Here is a 19309-nt window from a genome sequence, read left to right as displayed (position 1 = left end):
CTCCATCAACATTTTGATCATCCATTATCACAGCGGTTTCAGGTATTCGATACTGGCTTGCATTACCGCTCATCGCAAGCGCATTTGTCTTTTCTAAAGAGCTACGAGATTACACCGGTTGTCCGTTCCACACGTAAAGCACCCGAGCCAGGATGTGGGTGTCGTCCACTCGGATGTCCTCGGCGTCGTGATGTTTATTGTCGGAGATCATTTTGAAGCGGTCCTTGCCTTTCTTCTGAAGGCGCTTCACGTACAGCATTTCATCGTGGGAGAAGAGGTAGATACCATCCCCGGTGAATTCCCTAATCGTGATGTCGACTAGTAGGGGGTCTCGATCCTTGATCGTCGGCGCCATCGACTGCCCCCATCCAGTGATCATTTTGAGATGAAAGTGCTCTTTGAACGTGACGCCCATCTCGCGCAGGTGTTTGGGGCTGACCCTTATGTCCTGAAGCATTTCTGGGTATTCGTGGGGGATCTGACCCCCACCCATTGCGGCGCGCACGTCGTAGTGCGCAATCCATACCTCATCACCGACCTGGCCTGGCCGAGAAAAATCTACGGTGATGACGTTGCTCGTTGCATCGGCGGCGGCAACAATCCGGTCCCGAACATCGTTCGAAAGCCCCTTGACCTTGGCGAGCATTTGTTTCACCTGGTCAGAGGCAGAAACAACCATTTCCTCATTGGACGTTTGCGTAGGGCTGCTTTCCTCTCCGGCCGGAATCGAATCGAACCAACCTCTAGGTAGTCCCTCGATAGCCTCTATTCGCCGAGCTACATCATCGCCCAGATTCTTCGCCGTCTTGTCCGAGAGGATTTGGCTCAGGTGGGCAGGTGCCATATTCCAGCGCTCCGCGCAGGAGCCTTTCTTTTGGCTGCCGATCAGCTTGATCAACTGGTGTTTGCGAATCGCATAGATATCCATGCGCGCAAGAATGCCAGCGTTTAGCTCAATGCTAAATGTGCTCACAGCTAAATATTCCTTGCTATGAAATTAGCCCTAAGCTAAATTTCAGCTAAGTGTAAGGAGAACCACCATGAATGACCATCTTCGCGACTGGTTAGCCAGCGCCACTAACGATCGGCGGCAGACAGTTGCGGCCGGAGCCAAAACCACTGTTGGCCATCTTTGGCAGCTTGCAGGTGGTCATCGCAAAGCCTCTGCAGAGCTTGCTGAGCGCCTTCAGGACGCCTCCGAAAACGAGATCACGATCGCAGGCCTTCGCCCCGACTTGGTCAACCTCGCCCACAAAGTTTTGCGCGGCGCTGCCTAACCACGCTGCGAGGCAAGCGAAACGGTCGCGAGCTCAAAACCTCGTAGCTCTTCTCCGCCCACTCGATCACGCAGAGGTGCGACAACCCGCTCAAACGCAGGCCACAGCCTGAGCTGAGACGACAAGGGAAGGGTGGAAGCCAAGGCAACCACTAAGCAGCAAAGGGCGGTTATCTCGCCTTGTAATTCGGAATGAGTGGTCATGGATGAGTCCCTGATCAGCTGATGAACAGATCATCGCTTTGTTGGCGTAAAGCCACCACAGAAACAAATTTGAGGTTTTACGAATGGAAGATTTTCTGCGGGCCTGCCAAAGCGCTGTTCTGGATAACGAAGCCAAAGCATTGGCGGCAAAGATGGGCGTTCCGCACGTTGGCCTGCTCCAGCGCGCCAACCCCGACAACGATGCGCACCACCTGACGGTGGAGCATCTGTTCGGGGTCTTGCTGCACACCGGTGATATGCGCCCGCTGCTGGCCTTGGCCAACGAGTTTGGTTTCGACCTGGTCGCTAAGTCAGCTCCTGAGCCTCAGGCACTGACCAAATCCTTGATCAACGTCGGCAAGGAAGTGGCCGATCTGACCATCGCGGTGCACGAGGCGCTCGACGATGACCACGTCAGCACTTTGGAAAAAACCATGATCCGCCAAGAAATCAACCATGTCCGGCAGAGCCTGGATGTGATGGATGCGTCGGTGAAAGCCGCCTGAATTTCAGACACAAAAAAGCCGACGGTCGAGGTCGGCTGATTCGATAACACTTGTGAGGCCGATTATGCAGAGCCAACTCAATTCAAGCAATACCCCGAACCATGTCGCGACACGTTTTGTTAATTCCGAAAACGTGTCGCACACCACGATGTCCTCCCGAGAGATCGCGAACGTCACTGGCAAGCGCCACGACAATGTGTTGCGCGACATCGCCGCCATGCTGAAAGACCTGAAAGTCGATCTCCTCAGATTTGAGGACATCTATTTGGACGGCCGAAATCGTGAGCAGCTTCAATATCTGCTTGATCGCGAGCACACCGACTGCCTGCTTACCGGCTACAGCGCACCGATGCGCATGAAGGTGATTCGCCGCTGGCGCGAGCTGGAACAGCAGCAGGGCGCCCGCGAGCAGGTTCTGCTCAATGGCACCAAGGTCGTTGGCGAGATCGCCATCATGGAGTGCTTCACACGCCTGCTGAAGCCTGCGCCGTCTTGCCAGATGGCCATGCTCACGAAGATCGCCCAGAACAACGGGCTGGACCCGAAGTTTCTCCCAGGTTACGCCGTCGACGCCGCGCCAGATGCTGCCGGCGGCTCCTCGATGCCCACCAAATCGGCCACGGCCTTGCTCAAAGACAACGGCATCCGAGTCGCGCCGGCGGCATTCAACCGTGCGCTGGCCGCCAAGGGCTTCCTCAAGCAGCTCCAGCGCAAGAACTCCAAGCAGGTGATGGTCGATTTCTGGTGCGTAACCGAGAAGGGCCTGGCCTACGGCAAAAACCTCACCAACCCCCAATCCCCCCGCGAGACGCAGCCGCATTGGTACGTCGATCGCTTCCGCGAACTGGCCGACCTGATCGGCAAAGGCAGCAAGTAATGGCCGGAGACTGGATCAAAATGCGAATCGACCTTCAGACCCATCCGAAAGTTTTCCGCATGGTGTCCGCATTGCAAGCGGACAGACTTCGGATCATTGGCGGACTGCACATCGCCTGGAGCATCTTCGACACCCATTCAGACGATGGTGTCCTGCACGGTTACAGCGTCGACGCGATGGATGCAGTAATCGGCTGGCCGGGCTTCACTCAAGCCATGGTTGACGTTGAGTGGGCAGCCATTGAAGACGGCGGAAGCCTTGTAATGCCTCGCTTTGACGAGCACAACGGGGCCAGTGCCAAGCGCCGCGCAAACGACTCCGAGCGCAAACGCAACGACCGGAAAAACAACAATGTCCGCAATGTGTCCGCAAGCGATGCGGACAGTTTGCGGACCAGAGAAGAGAAGAGAAGAGAAGAGAAGAAAGAACAAGATCAAAAGCAAGGTGCTGGCGCACCGGCGAAGTCTGCGAAGTTCGATCCCTTGACCGTCAGGCCAGCAAACGTATCCGATAAGGCCTGGGCGGACTGGTGTCAGCACCGCAAGGAAATCCGCAAGCCGTTGACCGCCAAGAGCTGTGAGCAGCAGGCCAAGGCGCTGGTGGGACACGCTGCGCCCGACCAGGTCCTCGCCACCTCGATCGCCAACGGCTGGACCGGGATCTTCCCTGAGAAGGGACCGAGCAACGTGCACCAGTTCCCGCAATCCCGTCACACCGGCTTCGCTGCCCGCGACTACACCGCCGGCCTGACTCAGCGGGAGGACGGCACCTATGCGATCTGAAAAAGTAATCGCCATGCCGAGCAGCGCGCCTGCTCCACAAAAGACCACTGGCATCTGCGAAGACCACGGCCAGTTCCCGCAAACTGTGAACGTAATTTTCGGCAAGGTGTTCAAGATCGGCTGCCCTGAGTGCTCGCGGATCGAGAAGGAAGACGCGGCTGAGCAGGCCAAGATCCACGAACGCTACGAGCTCTCCGTAAAGCTCGGCTCAGCGCTGATCCCGAAGCGCTTCGCTGGCAAGACGCTCGCCGGGTACGTGGCCACCACGCCCGAACAGCTCAAAGCTTTGGGGACTTGCCGCCGGTACGTAGCCGAATTCCCGCAGATCTCCGAGTCTGGCCGCTGCCTGCTCATGCTCGGGAAGCCGGGCACTGGCAAGACTCACTTGGGCACGGCCATTGCCAACGAACTGATGCGCAAGACCTCCGCCACGGCCGTGTACCGCACGATCGGCTCAATCCTGCACGACATCAGGTCCACGTATGGCGGCGGCACCGAGCGCACCGAAGGAATGATCCTGGCTGGCCTGATCGCTCCGTCATTGCTCGTCCTGGATGAGATCGGTGTGAGCAAGGAAACCCCGAGCGACTTCGAGCTGACGACGCTGTTCGCAATCATCAACGGCCGGTACGAGCAGATGCGCCCGACGGTGATCATCTCGAACCTCGACGGCAAGGCACTGCCATCCGCCATGGGCGAGCGTTGCGTCGATCGCATACGGGAGGGCGGGGTGATCGTCATTCCGTTCGAGTGGGAATCTCAGCGCGGCAAGGAGGGCTTCTGATGAACGACATGATCGAAGTGAAGGTTTCAAAACTAATTGGGTCCGCGCTGGATTGGGCGGTCGCATTCGTTGAGGGCGTTCCGGTGAACCTGGCTGGCTCGATATCGGATGATGGCGAGCTGCGGGTGATCGAGGACATCGATGCGCCAATTGATTACCGGTTCAACCCTTCGACAGATTGGCGCCTCGCCGGACCGTTCATTTCCAGTCGGCGCATATGCCATAGCTGGCTGAGCAACGATGTCTGGGATGCCTATCCGGCCCGGCCAAACGAGCCAACCATCTACATGCGCGGACCAACCCCGCTCATTGCAATTTGCCGCGCCATCGTCGCCAACAAATTTGGTGAAGTCGTCAGCGTTCCAAAGGAGTTGGTGTGATGACCCTCGACAAACAAAAACTCCAAAAGCTGCTGTGGAGTGAAGTCGCTTCTTGGAAGGCTGACTGCGGGGGGTGGAAGCAGAACGCTGAAGCGCTTGGTGAATTCCTCGGCGAGAAGACCGTGGAGGAGGTGACGCTGGAACTGCTGGCCGAGAACAAGCGGATGCGCGACTTCCTTTCCGATATCAGCAAAACATCTGGTGACAAGGGTGCCGTCATGGGGGCGCGCCAATTGTTGAAGGAGTTCGGGCAATGACCGACAAGATCAGCGTCAACTGCCAGGCCAAGCTCACCGAGGCCATCACCAGCCTGACCACCATGTACAAGGACAAGAAGTTCGTCGTGGTGTCCCTTCGCCCGGGCAAGGACCGCACGCTCGATCAGAATTCGTTGTGGTTCGGGATGTACAAGCGAATCGCCCAGATGACCCAGATCGGTGAGCCCGATGATGCCCGTCGCTACTGCAAGCTGCACTTCGGCGTGCAGATCTTGCTGAATGAGGACGCAGGGTTCCAGGCGGGCTGGTACCGGGTCATGCGCCATCTGCCCTACGAGGAGAAGCTGGCCATGATGGGCGAGTGCAAGCTGTTCGGCCCGGATGGCTTCCCCGTTACCAGCCTTTTCAACCGCACCCAGGGCGTGGCGTACACCGACCGCATCGCCACTTTCTTCACCAGCCAAGGCGTGGTCTTCACCGATTTGCTCAGCAAGGAGGCTGCATGATCGCCAAGCAACCCAAGCCGAAGACGTGCAAAAACCCGGCATGCGGCGTCAGCTCCCACCGCAGCGCCTCGGGCAAGCCGTGTGCAGCCCCAAGTGCGGGCTGGCCATCAAGGACGTGAACCAGGAGAGGGCGCGCAAGTCGCTTGCCCAGGTCCAGCGCAGAGAGATCAAGGTCCGCAAGGAGAAGCTGAAGAGCCGTGCCGAGCATTTCAAGGACACACAGATCGCCTTCAACGCCTGGGTGCGTGAGCGGGATGCCGAGCTGCCTTGCATCAGTTGCGGCCGGCACCACCAGGGCAAGTACGACGCCGGGCACTACCGCACTGTCGGCAGCAACCCTGCGCTGCGCTTCGAGCCGCTGAATTGCCACCGCCAGTGCTCGCCGTGCAACACCCAGCTGTCCGGGAACATCGTGAACTACCGCATCGCGCTGGTTAAGCGGATCGGCGCCGAGCAGGTCGAGTGGTTGGAAGGCCCACATGAGCCGAAGAAGTACACCACCGAAGAACTGAAGGCGATGACCGCCGACTACCGGGCAAAAACAAGAGAGCTGAAGGGGAGAGCAGCATGACCTATCGCAACGTGGTATCCGCAGTAGTCCGGGCGCTCGCCGCCGAAACCATCAACTCCGCCGGCGGCTGCGATTTCGAGCCAAAGGTGCAGTGCGCAAAGCAGAAGGGGGAGATCGTCGGCAAGGAGGCGGCATTCCTCACTGACTGCTGGGTGTTCGGCAGGTTGCACAAGTCATTGTCGGCTGCGCACTGGCGGGCCTTGGTGGCGAAGTACTCTACCCACGACGAACGCAAGCATGGGGCAATCCTTGAGCTGATCAAGACGGCACAATCGCCAGCGCCTAAACGCTTCCGTGAGTGCGCAGTGCTGACTTGGGCAATCCCGCAGGTGGCGGGGACAGAAGGCAAGCGCTCCGCCGCTGTCCTGCCTGCTGCGTGGTACGACATCACCAACTGGGACAACGACGGCAAGCCTGAGTCGACCCGTTACCGGTGGCGTTCGAACATCCGCCAGGCGCTGGATGACCAGGTGAACGAGGCGCTTTCCGCGGCTCAGGAGCTGTTGGATGCAGAGGGCTTGATCGAAAGTTGCGCGGCGTAGCAAATAGCCATTGCATTGAGTGAGAAAGTGAGAGAATATTTACCCATCCTGTCGATCTTGCGCGTTAGGGATTGACACAGAGAAACCCGGCCGCCGAGCCGGGTTTTTCGTTTTCGCCATTCGTCCAATGCTGGGCACTCGAGCGCGGTGTGACTCTCTCAAGTTTAAGCACGGATTCACCCGAGCATGAGAACGGAGAGCCATCATGGAAATTGACGAGAATGCGCCTGGAAACATTTCTCAGGCTGGCGTGACGAACACCACGGATAACGAAGCAGGCCATGATCCTAAGGGGAAAGAGCCTGAAGTGCCGTTGCCTGCGGACGACGAAGCGTCTGTCGATGAAGATATGACGGACGTGGATGCCAACAACTCGGTGTCGAGTGAGCATCCAGAAGCTGGAACAAGCGGCCGCGTCGATGATCCGGACGGCGACCCACAGATGAACGATCAGGGCGAAGATGTTAAGGAACCTCGCGGCATGCCTGCGAGCGATCCTGAATCAGGTGCGTGAAAAAGTTCGAAACATTCCAAAAGCCCGCACCGCGCGGGCTTTTTTACACCTCGAATTCACCTGTAGGCAGGGCAGCCCTCGGGAAGGCGTAGACGTCGATAGCGGGCAGTGCGATTTTCGGAATCAACACCGGCAGCCCATCGAAATGCACCGAAGAGAATTGTCTTCCGTTCGTCTACTCAATAGCACCGCGGTCATTACCAAACCATCCCATGTGTACGGCCCAGAATTACTGGACCTCAAATACTGAGGTGCGTATGGCTAACGATACTGAATACGAAAAAGGACAAGGTGGCTCAGCCCCATCTAAACCAATGTCTGATCCGAACGATCCGACGGTGAAACCGAGCGACCCTGCCGAGACTGATCCGATGAGGAATCCGGGGGCACCGGATCGTGAAAGGCCTGAGGATTGGAAAGACCCTAACGAAACTGAAAAGCCTGATGAAGATGAGTCGTCACGTTCAAACAATTAGGTGACATTGTCGCGCTGACGCGGCCCTCATATTCACATCTCCACCAAGCCTCAGCATTTGCTGGGGCTTTTTCGTTTTCGGCTCCACCACACCCATCGCTCTGAGCTGGGAGTGCTGCTGGAGTCGGACCTATCAATCTCCCTGCGAGGGAGGACACCGGATGCCTGCCATGCCAGACAGACCTGAGAGCTGGGCCAAGTTCTGGGAGGCAATGAGTAATCCACTCCTACAGGGCGCAATTATGGCGATCCTCATCTCCCTCTTGCGCGTGCTGTACGACGCCAAAGAAACCAGTAAGCGCCGGATTATCTTCGAGGCGCTGATCTGTGGGGGCCTGAGTCTGTCAGCCAGTAGCGTTATAGCCTGGATGGAGTGGCCGTCGAATCTTTCAGTTGCTGCCGGTGGGGCCATTGGCTTTCTCGGCGTAACAGCCATTCGCGAGATGGTGACCCGCTTCCTGGGTCGCAAGGTGGATTCGCTATGAAGGCCTTTGCCGCTGCAGCAATCATCGCGCTCGTTGCCTGCCTGTTGCTGGGCATCCAGCACTACCAGGTCATTGCGCTTGAGGGGCAGGTGACGATCGAGGCCAAGGGCAAGCAGGACGCCATCGCGGCTAACACCGAGAGCCAGGCGACGATCACCACGTTACGGGCCGAAGCCCAGCGCAACGCCGATTACCTGAAAGACCTGAACAAAAGAATCAAGGCCAGCGAAGACAAAGCCAAAAAGGCGAGGAAAGACTTTGAAGATCTCAAGCGCAACAGCAAGCCTGTTCGTGATTGGGCTGCTCAGCCTTTGCCTGACGGCCTGCGCGGGAAGCCCGGCAGTAGTAACAAAGACCCAGGCCGTAAGAATTGAAGCCCCCGAGCTGATCCCGTGCGAGCGGATCGACGCGGCCGAATCTGAGGCTGGCCTTCGCCTGAATGGCGATGTGTGGGAGCTGAAGGATCAGGCCATCAAGCTGCTGGATACGTGCGCCGACCAGGTGGACGCCCAGATCAAACGCAGCCAGAGCAAGTAAGCCGCGACACGTTTCGCGAATCAGCAAATTGTGTCGCGACATTGGAGAAGGCATGACCAACGTAACGCGCCTGCATCACGCATTGCCACTGAGTCCAGCGATCGTGAAAGCGATCAACGAGATGGATGAGAGCCTGCGCAAGGCTATCGATGACGCCAAGGCTGCCGGAATGCCGCAGGGCTTGGTTGTTGCGTTGCTTCATGGCCAGGCTCATTCACAAACTGCGATCATGGTTTCCTGAGCCATACTGGGTATCCAACTAAAATGAGGTGGATATGGAATTTCAACCAGTAACAAGCGCGCAAAAGGACTCCATCCTTGACGCTGCTCAGGACGCGGAAAGAATCAAAGATCACGCGACGCGCTTTATGCATCGGTTGGCGGAGGTATTTGGGGAACCTCGGTTCGAAAGGGATTGGGGCTTGAAATTTGCCCTTGCGGAAGATCGCATTACTGCCACTTTTTTCTCAGTTTTTGGATTGGGGAAGGGCGGGCTCAGGTTCCACTCTGACGAAAACGGTATCTTCGGTTTGTATGTAATTGAAAAGCGCTTTGAAAACGCCACAGGGCAAGCTGAGTGGACTGCTGTATGGGCACTTCGCGTGACCAAAGATGGGCAGATTCATCCCGGTGGAGCTATTGGTGAATCTGTACCAGTTAGAGTGAGTTTGAGGCATCGCGACGACGATACGGATGCATACAATGTCGCAAGATCTATTTTTTATCGGTTGGGAGCAGTGGAATAAGACGCTCGCTTTCGCCAATGCCCCGCCAAGTGCGGGTTTTTTTTCGGGAGCGTGGGGATGGAAAGGCCATACCCTTCACCGTCACTGCTTGAGTTGTCCGAGCTATCCGACTTCGGCATACGACTGACTCCAGCCCCTGAGGTGTGGGAGTGGTTGATCGCCGAGATCCTTGCCGACACCGGCAGTATCCACAACGAAGACCATGCTCATCTGATTGACGCTGACATCCGCGTGATGTGGGCATCGGCTGCATTCAGCAAGAAGGGCCGCACCGTAGTAGGCCAAGCCGAAGAGGTCGCCTTCCGCGCTGGTGGCTGGCAGAAAGCCCGGATGGAACAGCAGATGCGTGATTGGTTCGGCGATGTGCCGTCCTACATCATCACGCTGGCTGCTGATTACTGCGCCCAGTGCTCCGACGCGGACTTTTGCTCACTGGTCGAGCATGAGCTGTACCACATCGCCCAGGCGAAGGATAAGTACGGCGCTCCCAAGTTCACACAGGAAGGATTGCCCAAGCTGGAGATGCGCGGCCACGACGTCGAAGAGTTCGTCGGTGTGGTCCGCCGCTATGGTGCGGGCCCTGATGTGCAAGAGCTGGTGGATGCTGCAAACAGTCCTGCTGAGGTAGGGAAACTGAATATATCGAGGGCCTGCGGAACCTGTCTGCTCAAGTCGGCCTGATTCTGGACAGGCTCTGGACGGATGAGAACTTATGGCAGTCCTGAAAAATGAGGTGAAGAGCTTCATCGTTCAGGCTCTGGCGTGCTTTGACACACCTTCTCAGGTGGTTGAATCCGTCAAGAACGAATTCGGCGTTGTGTTGAGCCGCCAACAGGTGGAAACACACGACCCAACTAAGACGTCCGGCAAGGGTCTGGCGTTGAAGTGGCAAACCCTGTTTCACGACACACGCAAGCGCTTCCGCGAAGAGACGGCTGAGATCCCGATCGCCAACCGAGCATTCAGACTCCGCGCTTTGGGACGGTTCGTCGAGAAAGCCGAGACGATGAAGAACATCGCTTTGGCCATGCAGGTGCTAGAGCAGGCCGCGAAGGAAGTCGGTGACATCTACGTCAACCGGCACCGTAAAGATGAGCCGGACGAAGAGCCGGCAATCCCCACCCGCATTCAAGTAGACGTGGTGGATGCGAGGAAGCCGAATGCCGAGCCTTAACGTTCCGCAGGCTCACTTCCTCACACTGCCCCACAAATTCCGCGCATTCGTTGCAGGGTTCGGCTCAGGCAAGACCTGGGTCGGATGCTCGGCGCTGTGCAAGCACTTCATGGAGTGGCCCGGCGTCAACGCTGGTTACTTCGCACCGACTTACCCGCAGATCCGGGACATCTTCTATCCGACAGTGGAAGAGGTGGCCCACGACTGGGGGCTGAAGACCAAGATCAACCAGGCGAACCATGAGGTTCACATTTACAGCGGCCGGCAGTATCGCGGCACTGTGATTTGCCGGTCGATGGAGAAGCCTCAGACCATCGTCGGCTTCAAGATTGGCCATGCGCTGGTGGATGAGCTGGACGTGCTGACGTCGATCAAGGCGCAGCAAGCCTGGCGCAAGATCATTGCCCGCATGCGTTACAACCTGCCCGGGCTGAAGAACGGGGTGGACGTCACCACGACGCCGGAAGGCTTCAAGTTCGTCTTCTTGCAGTTCGTGAAGCAGCTCCGCGACAAGCCGAAGCTGAACGAGATGTACGGCCTCGTGCAGGCGAGCACGTTCGATAACGAGCTGAACCTTCCAGGCGACTACATCGAGTCGCTGATGGAGTCGTATCCGCCGCAGTTGATCCTTGCGTACCTGAACGGCCAGTTCGTCAACCTGACGTCTGGATCGATCTACCACACGTATGACCGCAAGCTGAACCAGTGCTTCGACACTGTGCAGCCGGGCGAGCCGCTGTTCATCGGCATGGACTTTAACGTCGGCAAGATGGCGGCTGTGACTCACGTCAAGCGCGACCAGGGCCTGCCCCGTGCAGTGGATGAGCTGATGGATGGCTATGACACGCCGGACATGATCCGTCGCATCAAGGAACGCTACTGGGAGCACACCGGCAACGACTACAAGAAGACCTGCGAGATTCGGATCTACCCGGACGCCTCCGGTGATTCGCGCAAGTCGGTCAACGCCAGCGTCACCGATATCGCCATGCTCAAGCAGGCAGGCTTCACGGTCATCGCGCCGGCGGCCAACCCTCCGGTCAAGGATCGGATCAACGCCATGAACGCCATGTTCTGCAATGCGCAGGGCGAGCGGCGTTATCTGGTCAATCCATTCACATGTCCGACCTATGCCGATGGCCTTGAGCAGCAAATCTGGGCGCCCAACGGCGAGCCGGACAAAACCCAGGGCAACGACCACGCCAACGACGGCGGTGGTTACTTCATTCACCGCGAGTATCCGATTATCAAACCGGTCACCGCTATTAAAATGGGATACGCCCGATGAGCAACGACGTCTCCTTCAAGCGGGCGGATTACATCGAGGTACTGGAGCGTTGGGCTACCGTGCGCGATATCTGCGCCGGGCAGCACCGGGTGGTTTCTCGACTCCCTTACATCAACGCTCACGACAAGTCGCCTGAGAACGCCGACCGGAACAAGGCATATCGCGAGCGCGCCGTATTTAAGAACGCTACCGGCCACACCCGCAACGGCTTACTGGGTCTGGCCTTCCACAAAGACCCGACGCTCGATGTACCGAAGAAGCTGGAGTATTTGCAGGACAATGCAAATGGTTCTGGTGTGAGCATCTACCAGCACTCACAAGGTACGCTTGAGAAGGTGCTCGAGGCAGGGCGTCACGGTTTGTATGTCGACTATCACCAAGATGATGGTGTTGGTGGTCACTCGGTGATCTTGTCGTACTGCGCCGAAGACATTATCAACTGGCGCACCGGCATGGTGAATGGTCACAACGTTCTGACGCTGGTGGTACTGCGGGAAATGCTGGAGGTTGAGGACGGTTTTGGCTTCAAGGTGATCGAGCAGTTCCGTGAGCTTGCGCTTGAGCCTGATGGCTTCGTTTGCCGAGTTTGGCGTCGGTCCGGGCCGAGAGGTGGCGGGCCGCTTGAGGTCACGGACACATTCACTCCTGAAGGAATCACCGGGCGGCTTAAGGAAATTCCGTTCACCTTCGTCGGGGCGCAAAACAACGATCCGTCAATCGACGAGTCGCCGCTGTACGACATCGCGATGATCAATCTGGGGCATTACCGCAACAGCGCCGACTACGAAGACAGCGTCTTCTGGTGTGGCCAGGCTCAACCGTGGATTTCTGGCTTGGATGAGCAATGGCGCGACTGGATGGAGAAGAACGGCGTTTACGTCGGCTCCCGCGCCCCGATGATGTTGCCTGTCGGTGGCGCATTCGGGTACGCGCAGCCATTGCCGAACACTCTGGTCAGGGAGGCAATGAACGATAAGAACCAGATGATGATCGAGCTGGGTGCACGCATGGTCGTCGCTTCATTGGCGGCCAAAACGGCTACCGAGTCTCGCGGCGATCAGTCTGCATCGACTTCGGTGCTGGCCGGCTGCGTGGCTAACGTCAGCGAAGCCTATACTCGGGCAATCATGTGGTGCGGTCAGTACATGGGTGTCACCGACAAGGTTGCTTACCAGGTCAATCAGGAGTTCGTCGAGCTGACGGCTGATCCGCAGATGATCACGGCCTTGGTTGGCTTGTGGCAAAACGGCGGCTTCGCGAAGGCAGATCTGCGATCTTACCTGCGCAAACTGGGCTTGATTGCCCCGGAGCGCACGGACTTGCAGATTGATGGCGAGCTTCAAGAGCAGAGCGATGGCCTAGGCTTGGATGATGAGGTACCACCAAATGGCGGCAAACCAAGCAATCCTTGACGCCACGATCCGGCATGCGGTCTTCCTCGAAAAGCTGAAAGCAGGGGAGGTCGGCAAGTTTGCACCTTTCCTCAAGGAGATTGACCGCTCGATCCGGGACAGGCTCACCCAGTCGGACCTGACCGAGTACAACGTAAAGCGCCTGGAAGCGCTGCTGAAGGAAGTCGACAGCCTGCTGCTGGGCATCTTCGACCGCTACAGCGTGCAACTGAACCTGGATTTGATCGACATCGCCAACTACGAAGCTGAGTTCGTGGCCACAAGTCTGGCCAGGTCTGCGCCGGTCGGCGTGTCGCTTGATGTTGCGGCGCCGACAGCTGCGGCCATCAGGGCGGCAGTGCTGACTAATCCGCTCAGCGTGCGTGGCACCGGCGGCGGGAAGCTGCTGAAGTCGTTCATCAAGGGCTGGACCACTGCTGAGCGGGAGCGTGTCACTGGCACGATCCGCCAGGGTTTCTTCGAAGGGCAGACGAACTTCCAAGTCATCCGCAACATTCGCGGCACCAAGGCGGCTGGGTACAAGGACGGCGTCCTGGCAACGACAAATCGCAATGCCAGCACCGTCGTGCACACCGCGATTCAGCATGTGTCATCACAGGCGCGCATGGAAGTGGCCAAGGCCAACACGGATATCGTGGCCGAAATCGAAATGGTAGCCACGCTCGACAGCAAGACCAGTCAGCAATGTCGCTCGATGGACAAGCGGCGCTTCCCGGTCAACTCCGGACCCCGGCCACCATTTCACCCGAATTGCCGCACCACCTTCATTTTGCTGACCAGGCTCAGTGAGCTGTTCGCCAAGGGCGCTACTCGGGCTTCGGTGGGTGCAGATGGCGGCGCGCAGGTCAGCGCGAGTCTCGACTATTACCACTGGCTTCAGCAGCAGCCAGCGTCGTTTCAGGACGTTGCGATCGGCCCTGTCCGGGCCAAGTTGTTCCGTGAGGGTGGGCTGAGCGTCGAGCGCTTTACCGAGCTGCAGCTTGATCGCAACTTCTCGCCGCTGAACCTGGCCCAGATGAAAAGCCTGGAGCCGCTGGCGTTCGAGCGTGCGGGAATCTAGAAACCATGCAAACCCCGATCAAGTGACGTGTTTTTTAGGTGATAGCCTTCTGTTGAACTATCAACAGTAAGGCAGCACACATGGAATCAGCATTAGAACGAAGCACCAGATTCGCAATTGAACTGACCATCAACAGTCTTCGTACCATGTCCGGGACACCTTGGATTACGGGAGATATCCCGGTGGACGATTGCGCACTGGAAGATCCAGATGAGCTGATACGGAAAGTCAGAGACGCTGCAAAAGCATCCGGTTTCGGATGGGTGCAGCTTGACCTGCTACCGAGCGGTAAATGCATACGTATCAACGGACCGAAAGAGTAGATCTGACACTGGCAAGTTTAGGCCTCGGTATATCCGGGGCTTTTTTACGCCTGCAAAGCGGGCAACACATACCCAAGGGGTGCATCAACGTGGCAGAAGAAAACGAAATCGACCTGGACAATCCGGCAATCAAGGCCGCTATCGCGACTGCCGTTGAGACTTCCGTTTCAGGTCTGAAGACCAAAAACACCGAGCTGCTGGGCAAGCTGAAAGACACCACAGGCCGGCTCACTCAGTTCGAGAGCCAGTTCGAAGGACTGAACATTGATGCAGTCAAGGGCTTGCTTGCAAAGGCCGGCCAGGACGAAGAAACCAAACTGCTCACCGAGGGCAAGATTGACGAGGTCTTCGGTAAGCGCACAGAGCGCCTGCGCGGTGACTTCGACAAGCAGCTGAAGACTGAGAAGGAGCGCGCCGACAAAGCCGAATCCTTCGCGGGTAAGTTCCGGGACAAAGTCCTGGGCGACTCTATCCGCTCCGCCGCCATCAAGGCCGGGGCATTGCCTGAGGCCGCAGACGATCTGATCTTGCGCGCCAAGGGCCAGTTCACGCTCAACGAAGATGGCGATGCTGTTGCAGTCGACAAAGATGGCCAAGCCATCCTCGGCAAAGATGGCAAGACCCCTCTGACCCCGCTCGAATGGGCGGAATCACTGCGCGAAAGCGCGCCTCATCTGTGGCCAAGGGCTTCAGGGACCAATGCCCCGGGCGGGGGTGGCGGTAATGCCGCACTGAAGCGCTCCGAAATGACGTCTGTGGCCAAGCGTGAATTCATCACGAAGAACGGCCAGGACGCTTACCTGAAATTGCCCAAATAATGGAGTAACCCATGGCGACTACCGTCAACTCGGACATGATCGTTTACAACGACCTTGCCCAAACCGCCTATCTGGAGCGTATCCAGGACGTGATCGACGTTTTCAACGCATCTTCCAATGGCGCGTTGATTCTGGATAACGAACTGATCGAGGGCGATCTGCGCAAGCGCGCTTTCTACAAACTCGGCGGCGCCATCGCTCACCGAGATGTCAACTCCACTGCTGCTGTTGCCGGCCAGAAGATCGGCTCCGGTGAAATGGTCGGCGTTAAAGTGCCGTTCAAGTACGGCCCTTACGAAACCACTGAAGAGGCGTTCAAACGCCGTGCACGCTCGCCGGAAGAATTTTCCGAACTGGTCGGCATGGATTACGCCGACGCAGTGCTGGAAGGCTATATCCAGTACGCAATGGCCGCTCTGAAAGCTGCCATCGGCGCGAACGCCAACATGGTCGCTACCGCCAGCTTTGCCACCGACGGCAAGAAGGCGCTAACCAAGGGAATGCGCAAGTTCGGCGACCGCTTCGGTCGCATTGCGCTCTGGACCATGGACTCGGCCACCTACTTCGATATGGTCGATCAAGCCATCACCGAGAAGGTGTACGAAGAAGCTGGCGTGGTCATCTACGGCGGTCAGCCGGGCACCATGGGCAAGCCGGTCCTGGTATCGGACACCATCCCTGCGGAGACCATCTTCGGCCTGCAGGCGGGCGCGATCAAAATCACCGAGTCTCAGGCTCCGGGCTTCCGCTCGTACAACATCGACAATCAGGAAAACTTGGCGATGGGTTTCCGCGCCGAGGGCACCTTTAACCTGGACCTGCTGGGCTACAGCTGGAAGGACTCCACGGGCGGCGTGAACCCGAACCTGGCTGCAATCGGTGCTGGTGCCAACTGGACCAAGTATGCAACCAGCGACAAGGTCACGGCCGGCGTCCTGATCGACCTGTCCGCGCCTTAATCGGCTCACTCAAAACGGGCGGCCTTCAGTGGTCGCCTTGGAGATACTCATGGAACTCATCTATTCCGCTCAGAAGACGGATTTTGATCCGCAAAAGCGCTACCGCAACCCGGAGCACTTCGAGCGACCAGAAGCCGGCGTGACCAGCGTGCTGGTGGTTGGCGAGTGGCCGAACGTGGTTGATGCCTACGAGAATGTCGGCGTCGAAGTGGCGGTGAAGGACGTTGCGCGGGTGCTGGTTGTTGGTGCTGGCGGTAACAAGGCTGAGCTGGAAGACCTGATCGGCAAGCTGCGCATTGAAAGCGATACGGTCCGTGCTGTCATTGATGGGCTCGACGCTGGCGAAATCGAAAAGCCGGAAGCCGGCGAGCTCGCAGTCCGCCTGTACGATGCGCTGGAGCACATTCGCGTGAAGGTGGATGAGCTGGCCACCAGTCGCGATGCTCTCGCCACAGACAACGAGAAGCTGCGCATTGAGCTGGACGCGCTGAACGCAGGCGACGGACAGGAGGTCGACGCCATCAAGGTCAAACTCGATGCGGCCGGCGTGAGCTACCGGGCAAACGCCTCGAAAGAATCCTTGGAAAAGCTCGTCGCCGACCTGCCCAAGGCGTGATACTGCGGCTACCGGCAATCCGGTGGCCAATCATTCAAAACTCAATCCAGCGAGTTGATCCATGACACTCATCATCGAGGACGGCACCGGCAAGTCAGACGCCGAAAGCTACGCGAGCGCTGCGGACCTGGTCATGTACGCCGGAAAATTCGGCGTGACCATCCCTGCGGACGAGCCAGCGCAAGAAGCACTGCTTCGCCGGGCCGCCTTGGCGATGGATGGCAAGACCTGGAAAGGGCGCAAGACGGATAGCGATCAAGCTCTGGCCTGGCCGCGCCGAGGGGTTGAACTGGACTGCCAGATCAAGCCCGACAACTACCTTCCGGCGCGCATTCAGTACGGACAAATGGCTTTGGCCGCTGAGATTCACACCGACGATATCGACCCGGTAGAGAAGCGCAAAGGCGCAATCACCCTGGAGCGTGTCGAAGGCGCGGTAACTCGCGAATACGCGACGATCTCCAACACGAGTGGACGACTGTTGCCGGCGGCGCCGGACCGGCCGAGCGCGACGCAGTTTGCCGATTACTTGCAGAAGAGAGGATTGTTCGCCGTGCGGGCTTAGTGATAGCTTTGTGCCTTTATTTATGTGATGAGGTCGGTATGGATATTAATTTTTCACCAAAAGACGCTGAAGCTTGGGATAAATACCTTTCCGCGGCTATCGGAGTAACTGCACCGCTTTCTGGCTCGTCCGACGAAGCGGTTTCGACCGCAGCAGCCCTAGCCGATAAAATGCTTGCTGCTCGACAAGCAAGAACAGAAGCGTATAACGAGTACCTGCTAAGTTAGTTCTAAAAATCCCAGCCTCCGAGCTGGGATTTTCATATCTGGAGCCACCATGGCCTTCTACGACGAAATGGCCGTGATGGCTCTGGAGATGATCACAGAGTTCGGCCAGCCCGTGACCATCCGGGCAATTACCGTCGGCGAGTACGATCCGGACGCCGGTAGTGCACCGCCTGACACCGTCATCGAGCAGACCGCCCGAGGCATCCTGCTCGACTTCACCGGCCAAGAATTCCAGAACAACAGCCTCATCAAGCAGGGTGACAAGAAGCTCAAGATCGCCGCGAAGGGACTGGCATGGGTGCCTGACCTGCTAAACAAGGTCGTGGTTCAAGGCCGCACCTGGTCAATCGTCCCGCCACTGAAAGAGATCAACCCAGCCGGCACGCCGATCCTGTATGAATTGCAGGTGCGATCATGAGCCGCGCCGGTTCCGGCCAGTCCGGCAGTTTCGCCCTGAGCCTTGCCGAGTTTGCGGCCCAGGCCACAGAAGCGATCGACGCGAGCCTGCGCGAGATCATCATCGAGGTTGGCAGCAGCGTTATCCGTATGTCGCCGGTGGGGAATCCCGAGATTTGGGCGCAAAACACGGTAGCTCGCGAGTACAACAAGACTGTCGACGACCACAACAGCAACATGCGCAGCGATCCAGCCAACCTCACGAAAGCAGGCAGGCTCAAGCCAGGTCGCAAGCTGAACGACGGCATGGATATCGCTGCACCAGAAGGTTATGTCGGTGGGCGGTTCCGAGCCAACTGGCATCTTTCGATTGATGTCGTCGAGAACGTGACCTTTGACGAGGTTGACCCGAGCGGCCAAGAGACGATCGCTGCACTGGTCTCGGCGGTCAGCGACTTCACTGCGGGCCAGACCGCTTACCTCATAAACAACCTGTCGTACGCCATTCCGCTCGAGTTCGGTCATTCTAAACAGGCGCCCGGCGGCATGGTTCGCATCACCGTGGCCCGTTTCCAGCAGATCGTGCAGGAAGCCATCAGGAACAACCAAGTATGAGCCACAACATCATCGCCTCGATCTACGAGGCAAAGCTGATCGCCTGGGCGAAAGCCTTGCCGACCCCATTAAAGGTTGTCGTCGAGAACGAGGCGTACACGCCAGTTAACGGTGCAACCTACCTGAAGGCCTTCACACTGCCAGCTGACACCGCGAGCAATACTCTTGGTGGCGACCACAAGCTGTACACCGGCGTGTTTCAGGTCAGCATCGTGACGCCATCGGGTAAGTACCGCGGTGCAGCTGGCGCACTGGCAGATCAGATTGCCGCATTGTTTCCGCTGCACGAGCGAAACACCAAAGGCGCTGTGACGGTCGTGACCATGACGCCAGTCGATCCCGGCCCAGGCATACCCGACGACACCACATTCACCGTGCCTGTGTCGTTCATGTACCGAGCCGACACCAACTAATCCGCCCATTGGGCAAACCCAGAACCCGCCATTGAGCGGG

The 19309-nt window shown here is 57.9% G+C and carries 29 protein-coding genes and 1 pseudogene; 29 read left to right on the top strand and 1 reads right to left on the bottom strand.

The window, feature by feature from the left end:
• Nucleotides 1-109: 109 nt before the first annotated feature.
• A complete protein-coding gene (locus tag ACIQV9_RS04040) occupies nt 110-928 on the bottom strand; it encodes a helix-turn-helix transcriptional regulator (RefSeq protein WP_403098616.1) in 819 nt (272 codons plus the stop codon).
• A gap of 112 nt (nt 929-1040) precedes the next feature.
• Here ACIQV9_RS04040 and ACIQV9_RS04035 point away from each other — a divergent pair, with 112 nt between their 5' ends.
• The 29 genes and pseudogenes from ACIQV9_RS04035 (at nt 1041) to ACIQV9_RS03895 (ending at nt 19269) form a co-directional block, all read left to right on the top strand.
• The gene (locus ACIQV9_RS04035; RefSeq protein ID WP_403098346.1) at nt 1041-1277 is read left to right on the top strand and encodes a hypothetical protein; all 237 of its coding nucleotides are present in this window, start codon (nt 1041-1043) and stop codon (nt 1275-1277) included.
• Between the two features lie 286 nt (nt 1278-1563).
• Nucleotides 1564-1986 (top strand): phage regulatory CII family protein, encoded by a 423-nt coding sequence (locus tag ACIQV9_RS04030; protein WP_403098343.1) that lies wholly within the window; start codon nt 1564-1566, stop codon nt 1984-1986.
• A 148-nt stretch (nt 1987-2134) separates the two neighbouring features.
• The gene (locus ACIQV9_RS04025) at nt 2135-2863 is read left to right on the top strand and encodes a Rha family transcriptional regulator (protein WP_403098614.1); all 729 of its coding nucleotides are present in this window, start codon (nt 2135-2137) and stop codon (nt 2861-2863) included.
• Nucleotides 2863-3645, top strand: a complete 783-nt coding sequence (locus ACIQV9_RS04020; protein ID WP_403098341.1) for a Pyocin large subunit-like protein — start codon at nt 2863-2865, stop codon at nt 3643-3645. Before ACIQV9_RS04025 ends, ACIQV9_RS04020 begins: the two co-directional genes overlap by 1 nt.
• Complete coding sequence (locus tag ACIQV9_RS04015) at nt 3635-4429, top strand: ATP-binding protein (RefSeq protein WP_403098339.1); 795 nt, start codon at nt 3635-3637, stop codon at nt 4427-4429. The genes ACIQV9_RS04020 and ACIQV9_RS04015 overlap by 11 nt, the downstream gene beginning before the upstream one ends.
• Nucleotides 4429-4809: a phage protein NinX family protein gene (locus ACIQV9_RS04010; protein WP_403098337.1), complete on the top strand. Its 381-nt coding sequence runs from the start codon at nt 4429-4431 to the stop codon at nt 4807-4809. The genes ACIQV9_RS04015 and ACIQV9_RS04010 overlap by 1 nt, the downstream gene beginning before the upstream one ends.
• The gene (locus ACIQV9_RS04005; RefSeq protein ID WP_403098335.1) at nt 4809-5066 is read left to right on the top strand and encodes a hypothetical protein; all 258 of its coding nucleotides are present in this window, start codon (nt 4809-4811) and stop codon (nt 5064-5066) included. Before ACIQV9_RS04010 ends, ACIQV9_RS04005 begins: the two co-directional genes overlap by 1 nt.
• On the top strand, nt 5063-5533 hold the full coding sequence (locus tag ACIQV9_RS04000) for a hypothetical protein (RefSeq protein ID WP_403098333.1): 471 nt from the start codon (nt 5063-5065) through the stop codon (nt 5531-5533). Before ACIQV9_RS04005 ends, ACIQV9_RS04000 begins: the two co-directional genes overlap by 4 nt.
• Nucleotides 5530-6104 (top strand): annotated as a pseudogene (locus ACIQV9_RS03995) (recombination protein NinG). The gene ACIQV9_RS04000 and the pseudogene ACIQV9_RS03995 overlap by 4 nt, the downstream one beginning before the upstream one ends.
• On the top strand, nt 6101-6646 hold the full coding sequence (locus ACIQV9_RS03990) for a hypothetical protein (RefSeq protein WP_403098331.1): 546 nt from the start codon (nt 6101-6103) through the stop codon (nt 6644-6646). The pseudogene ACIQV9_RS03995 and the gene ACIQV9_RS03990 overlap by 4 nt, the downstream one beginning before the upstream one ends.
• 205 nt (nt 6647-6851) lie before the next feature.
• Nucleotides 6852-7160, top strand: a complete 309-nt coding sequence (locus ACIQV9_RS03985; RefSeq protein ID WP_403098329.1) for a hypothetical protein — start codon at nt 6852-6854, stop codon at nt 7158-7160.
• Between the two features lie 257 nt (nt 7161-7417).
• On the top strand, nt 7418-7636 hold the full coding sequence (locus ACIQV9_RS03980) for a hypothetical protein (RefSeq protein ID WP_403098327.1): 219 nt from the start codon (nt 7418-7420) through the stop codon (nt 7634-7636).
• A 160-nt stretch (nt 7637-7796) separates the two neighbouring features.
• Nucleotides 7797-8120 (top strand): phage holin, lambda family, encoded by a 324-nt coding sequence (locus tag ACIQV9_RS03975; RefSeq protein WP_348125580.1) that lies wholly within the window; start codon nt 7797-7799, stop codon nt 8118-8120.
• Nucleotides 8117-8494, top strand: a complete 378-nt coding sequence (locus ACIQV9_RS03970) for a hypothetical protein (protein WP_403098325.1) — start codon at nt 8117-8119, stop codon at nt 8492-8494. Before ACIQV9_RS03975 ends, ACIQV9_RS03970 begins: the two co-directional genes overlap by 4 nt.
• Nucleotides 8495-8709: 215 nt before the next feature.
• Complete coding sequence (locus tag ACIQV9_RS03965; RefSeq protein WP_403098323.1) at nt 8710-8898, top strand: hypothetical protein; 189 nt, start codon at nt 8710-8712, stop codon at nt 8896-8898.
• A 34-nt stretch (nt 8899-8932) separates the two neighbouring features.
• Entirely contained in the window at nt 8933-9403 is a 471-nt protein-coding gene (locus ACIQV9_RS03960; RefSeq protein ID WP_403098321.1) for a hypothetical protein, read from the top strand.
• A 57-nt stretch (nt 9404-9460) separates the two neighbouring features.
• A complete protein-coding gene (locus ACIQV9_RS03955; protein WP_403098319.1) occupies nt 9461-10084 on the top strand; it encodes a putative metallopeptidase in 624 nt (207 codons plus the stop codon).
• Nucleotides 10085-10115: 31 nt separating this feature from the next.
• Nucleotides 10116-10577: a DUF2280 domain-containing protein gene (locus ACIQV9_RS03950; RefSeq protein WP_403098317.1), complete on the top strand. Its 462-nt coding sequence runs from the start codon at nt 10116-10118 to the stop codon at nt 10575-10577.
• Nucleotides 10564-11865, top strand: a complete 1302-nt coding sequence (locus ACIQV9_RS03945; RefSeq protein WP_403098315.1) for a terminase large subunit domain-containing protein — start codon at nt 10564-10566, stop codon at nt 11863-11865. Before ACIQV9_RS03950 ends, ACIQV9_RS03945 begins: the two co-directional genes overlap by 14 nt.
• A complete protein-coding gene (locus ACIQV9_RS03940; protein ID WP_403098313.1) occupies nt 11862-13277 on the top strand; it encodes a DUF4055 domain-containing protein in 1416 nt (471 codons plus the stop codon). Before ACIQV9_RS03945 ends, ACIQV9_RS03940 begins: the two co-directional genes overlap by 4 nt.
• A complete protein-coding gene (locus ACIQV9_RS03935; RefSeq protein WP_403098311.1) occupies nt 13252-14337 on the top strand; it encodes a minor capsid protein in 1086 nt (361 codons plus the stop codon). Before ACIQV9_RS03940 ends, ACIQV9_RS03935 begins: the two co-directional genes overlap by 26 nt.
• A 412-nt stretch (nt 14338-14749) precedes the next feature.
• Nucleotides 14750-15478 (top strand): hypothetical protein, encoded by a 729-nt coding sequence (locus ACIQV9_RS03930; RefSeq protein WP_403098611.1) that lies wholly within the window; start codon nt 14750-14752, stop codon nt 15476-15478.
• An 11-nt stretch (nt 15479-15489) separates the two neighbouring features.
• On the top strand, nt 15490-16437 hold the full coding sequence (locus ACIQV9_RS03925) for a major capsid protein (protein ID WP_339495804.1): 948 nt from the start codon (nt 15490-15492) through the stop codon (nt 16435-16437).
• Between the two features lie 49 nt (nt 16438-16486).
• Entirely contained in the window at nt 16487-17053 is a 567-nt protein-coding gene (locus ACIQV9_RS03920; RefSeq protein ID WP_403098308.1) for a hypothetical protein, read from the top strand.
• Nucleotides 17054-17114: 61 nt separating this feature from the next.
• Nucleotides 17115-17618, top strand: coding sequence for a DnaT-like ssDNA-binding protein (locus tag ACIQV9_RS03915; protein WP_403098307.1), 504 nt, complete (start codon nt 17115-17117; stop codon nt 17616-17618).
• A gap of 38 nt (nt 17619-17656) precedes the next feature.
• Nucleotides 17657-17845, top strand: a complete 189-nt coding sequence (locus tag ACIQV9_RS03910; protein WP_403098305.1) for a hypothetical protein — start codon at nt 17657-17659, stop codon at nt 17843-17845.
• 49 nt (nt 17846-17894) lie between these two features.
• Nucleotides 17895-18263, top strand: coding sequence for a hypothetical protein (locus tag ACIQV9_RS03905; RefSeq protein WP_403098303.1), 369 nt, complete (start codon nt 17895-17897; stop codon nt 18261-18263).
• On the top strand, nt 18260-18856 hold the full coding sequence (locus tag ACIQV9_RS03900; RefSeq protein WP_403098301.1) for a hypothetical protein: 597 nt from the start codon (nt 18260-18262) through the stop codon (nt 18854-18856). The genes ACIQV9_RS03905 and ACIQV9_RS03900 overlap by 4 nt, the downstream gene beginning before the upstream one ends.
• Nucleotides 18853-19269, top strand: a complete 417-nt coding sequence (locus ACIQV9_RS03895; protein WP_403098299.1) for a phage tail terminator-like protein — start codon at nt 18853-18855, stop codon at nt 19267-19269. The genes ACIQV9_RS03900 and ACIQV9_RS03895 overlap by 4 nt, the downstream gene beginning before the upstream one ends.
• Nucleotides 19270-19309 lie beyond the last annotated feature (40 nt).

The organism is Pseudomonas sp. NPDC099000, assembly GCF_044759925.1.
Taxonomy (GTDB): Bacteria; Pseudomonadota; Gammaproteobacteria; order Pseudomonadales; family Pseudomonadaceae; genus Aquipseudomonas.
This window is presented reverse-complemented; position numbering and strand designations above follow the sequence as displayed.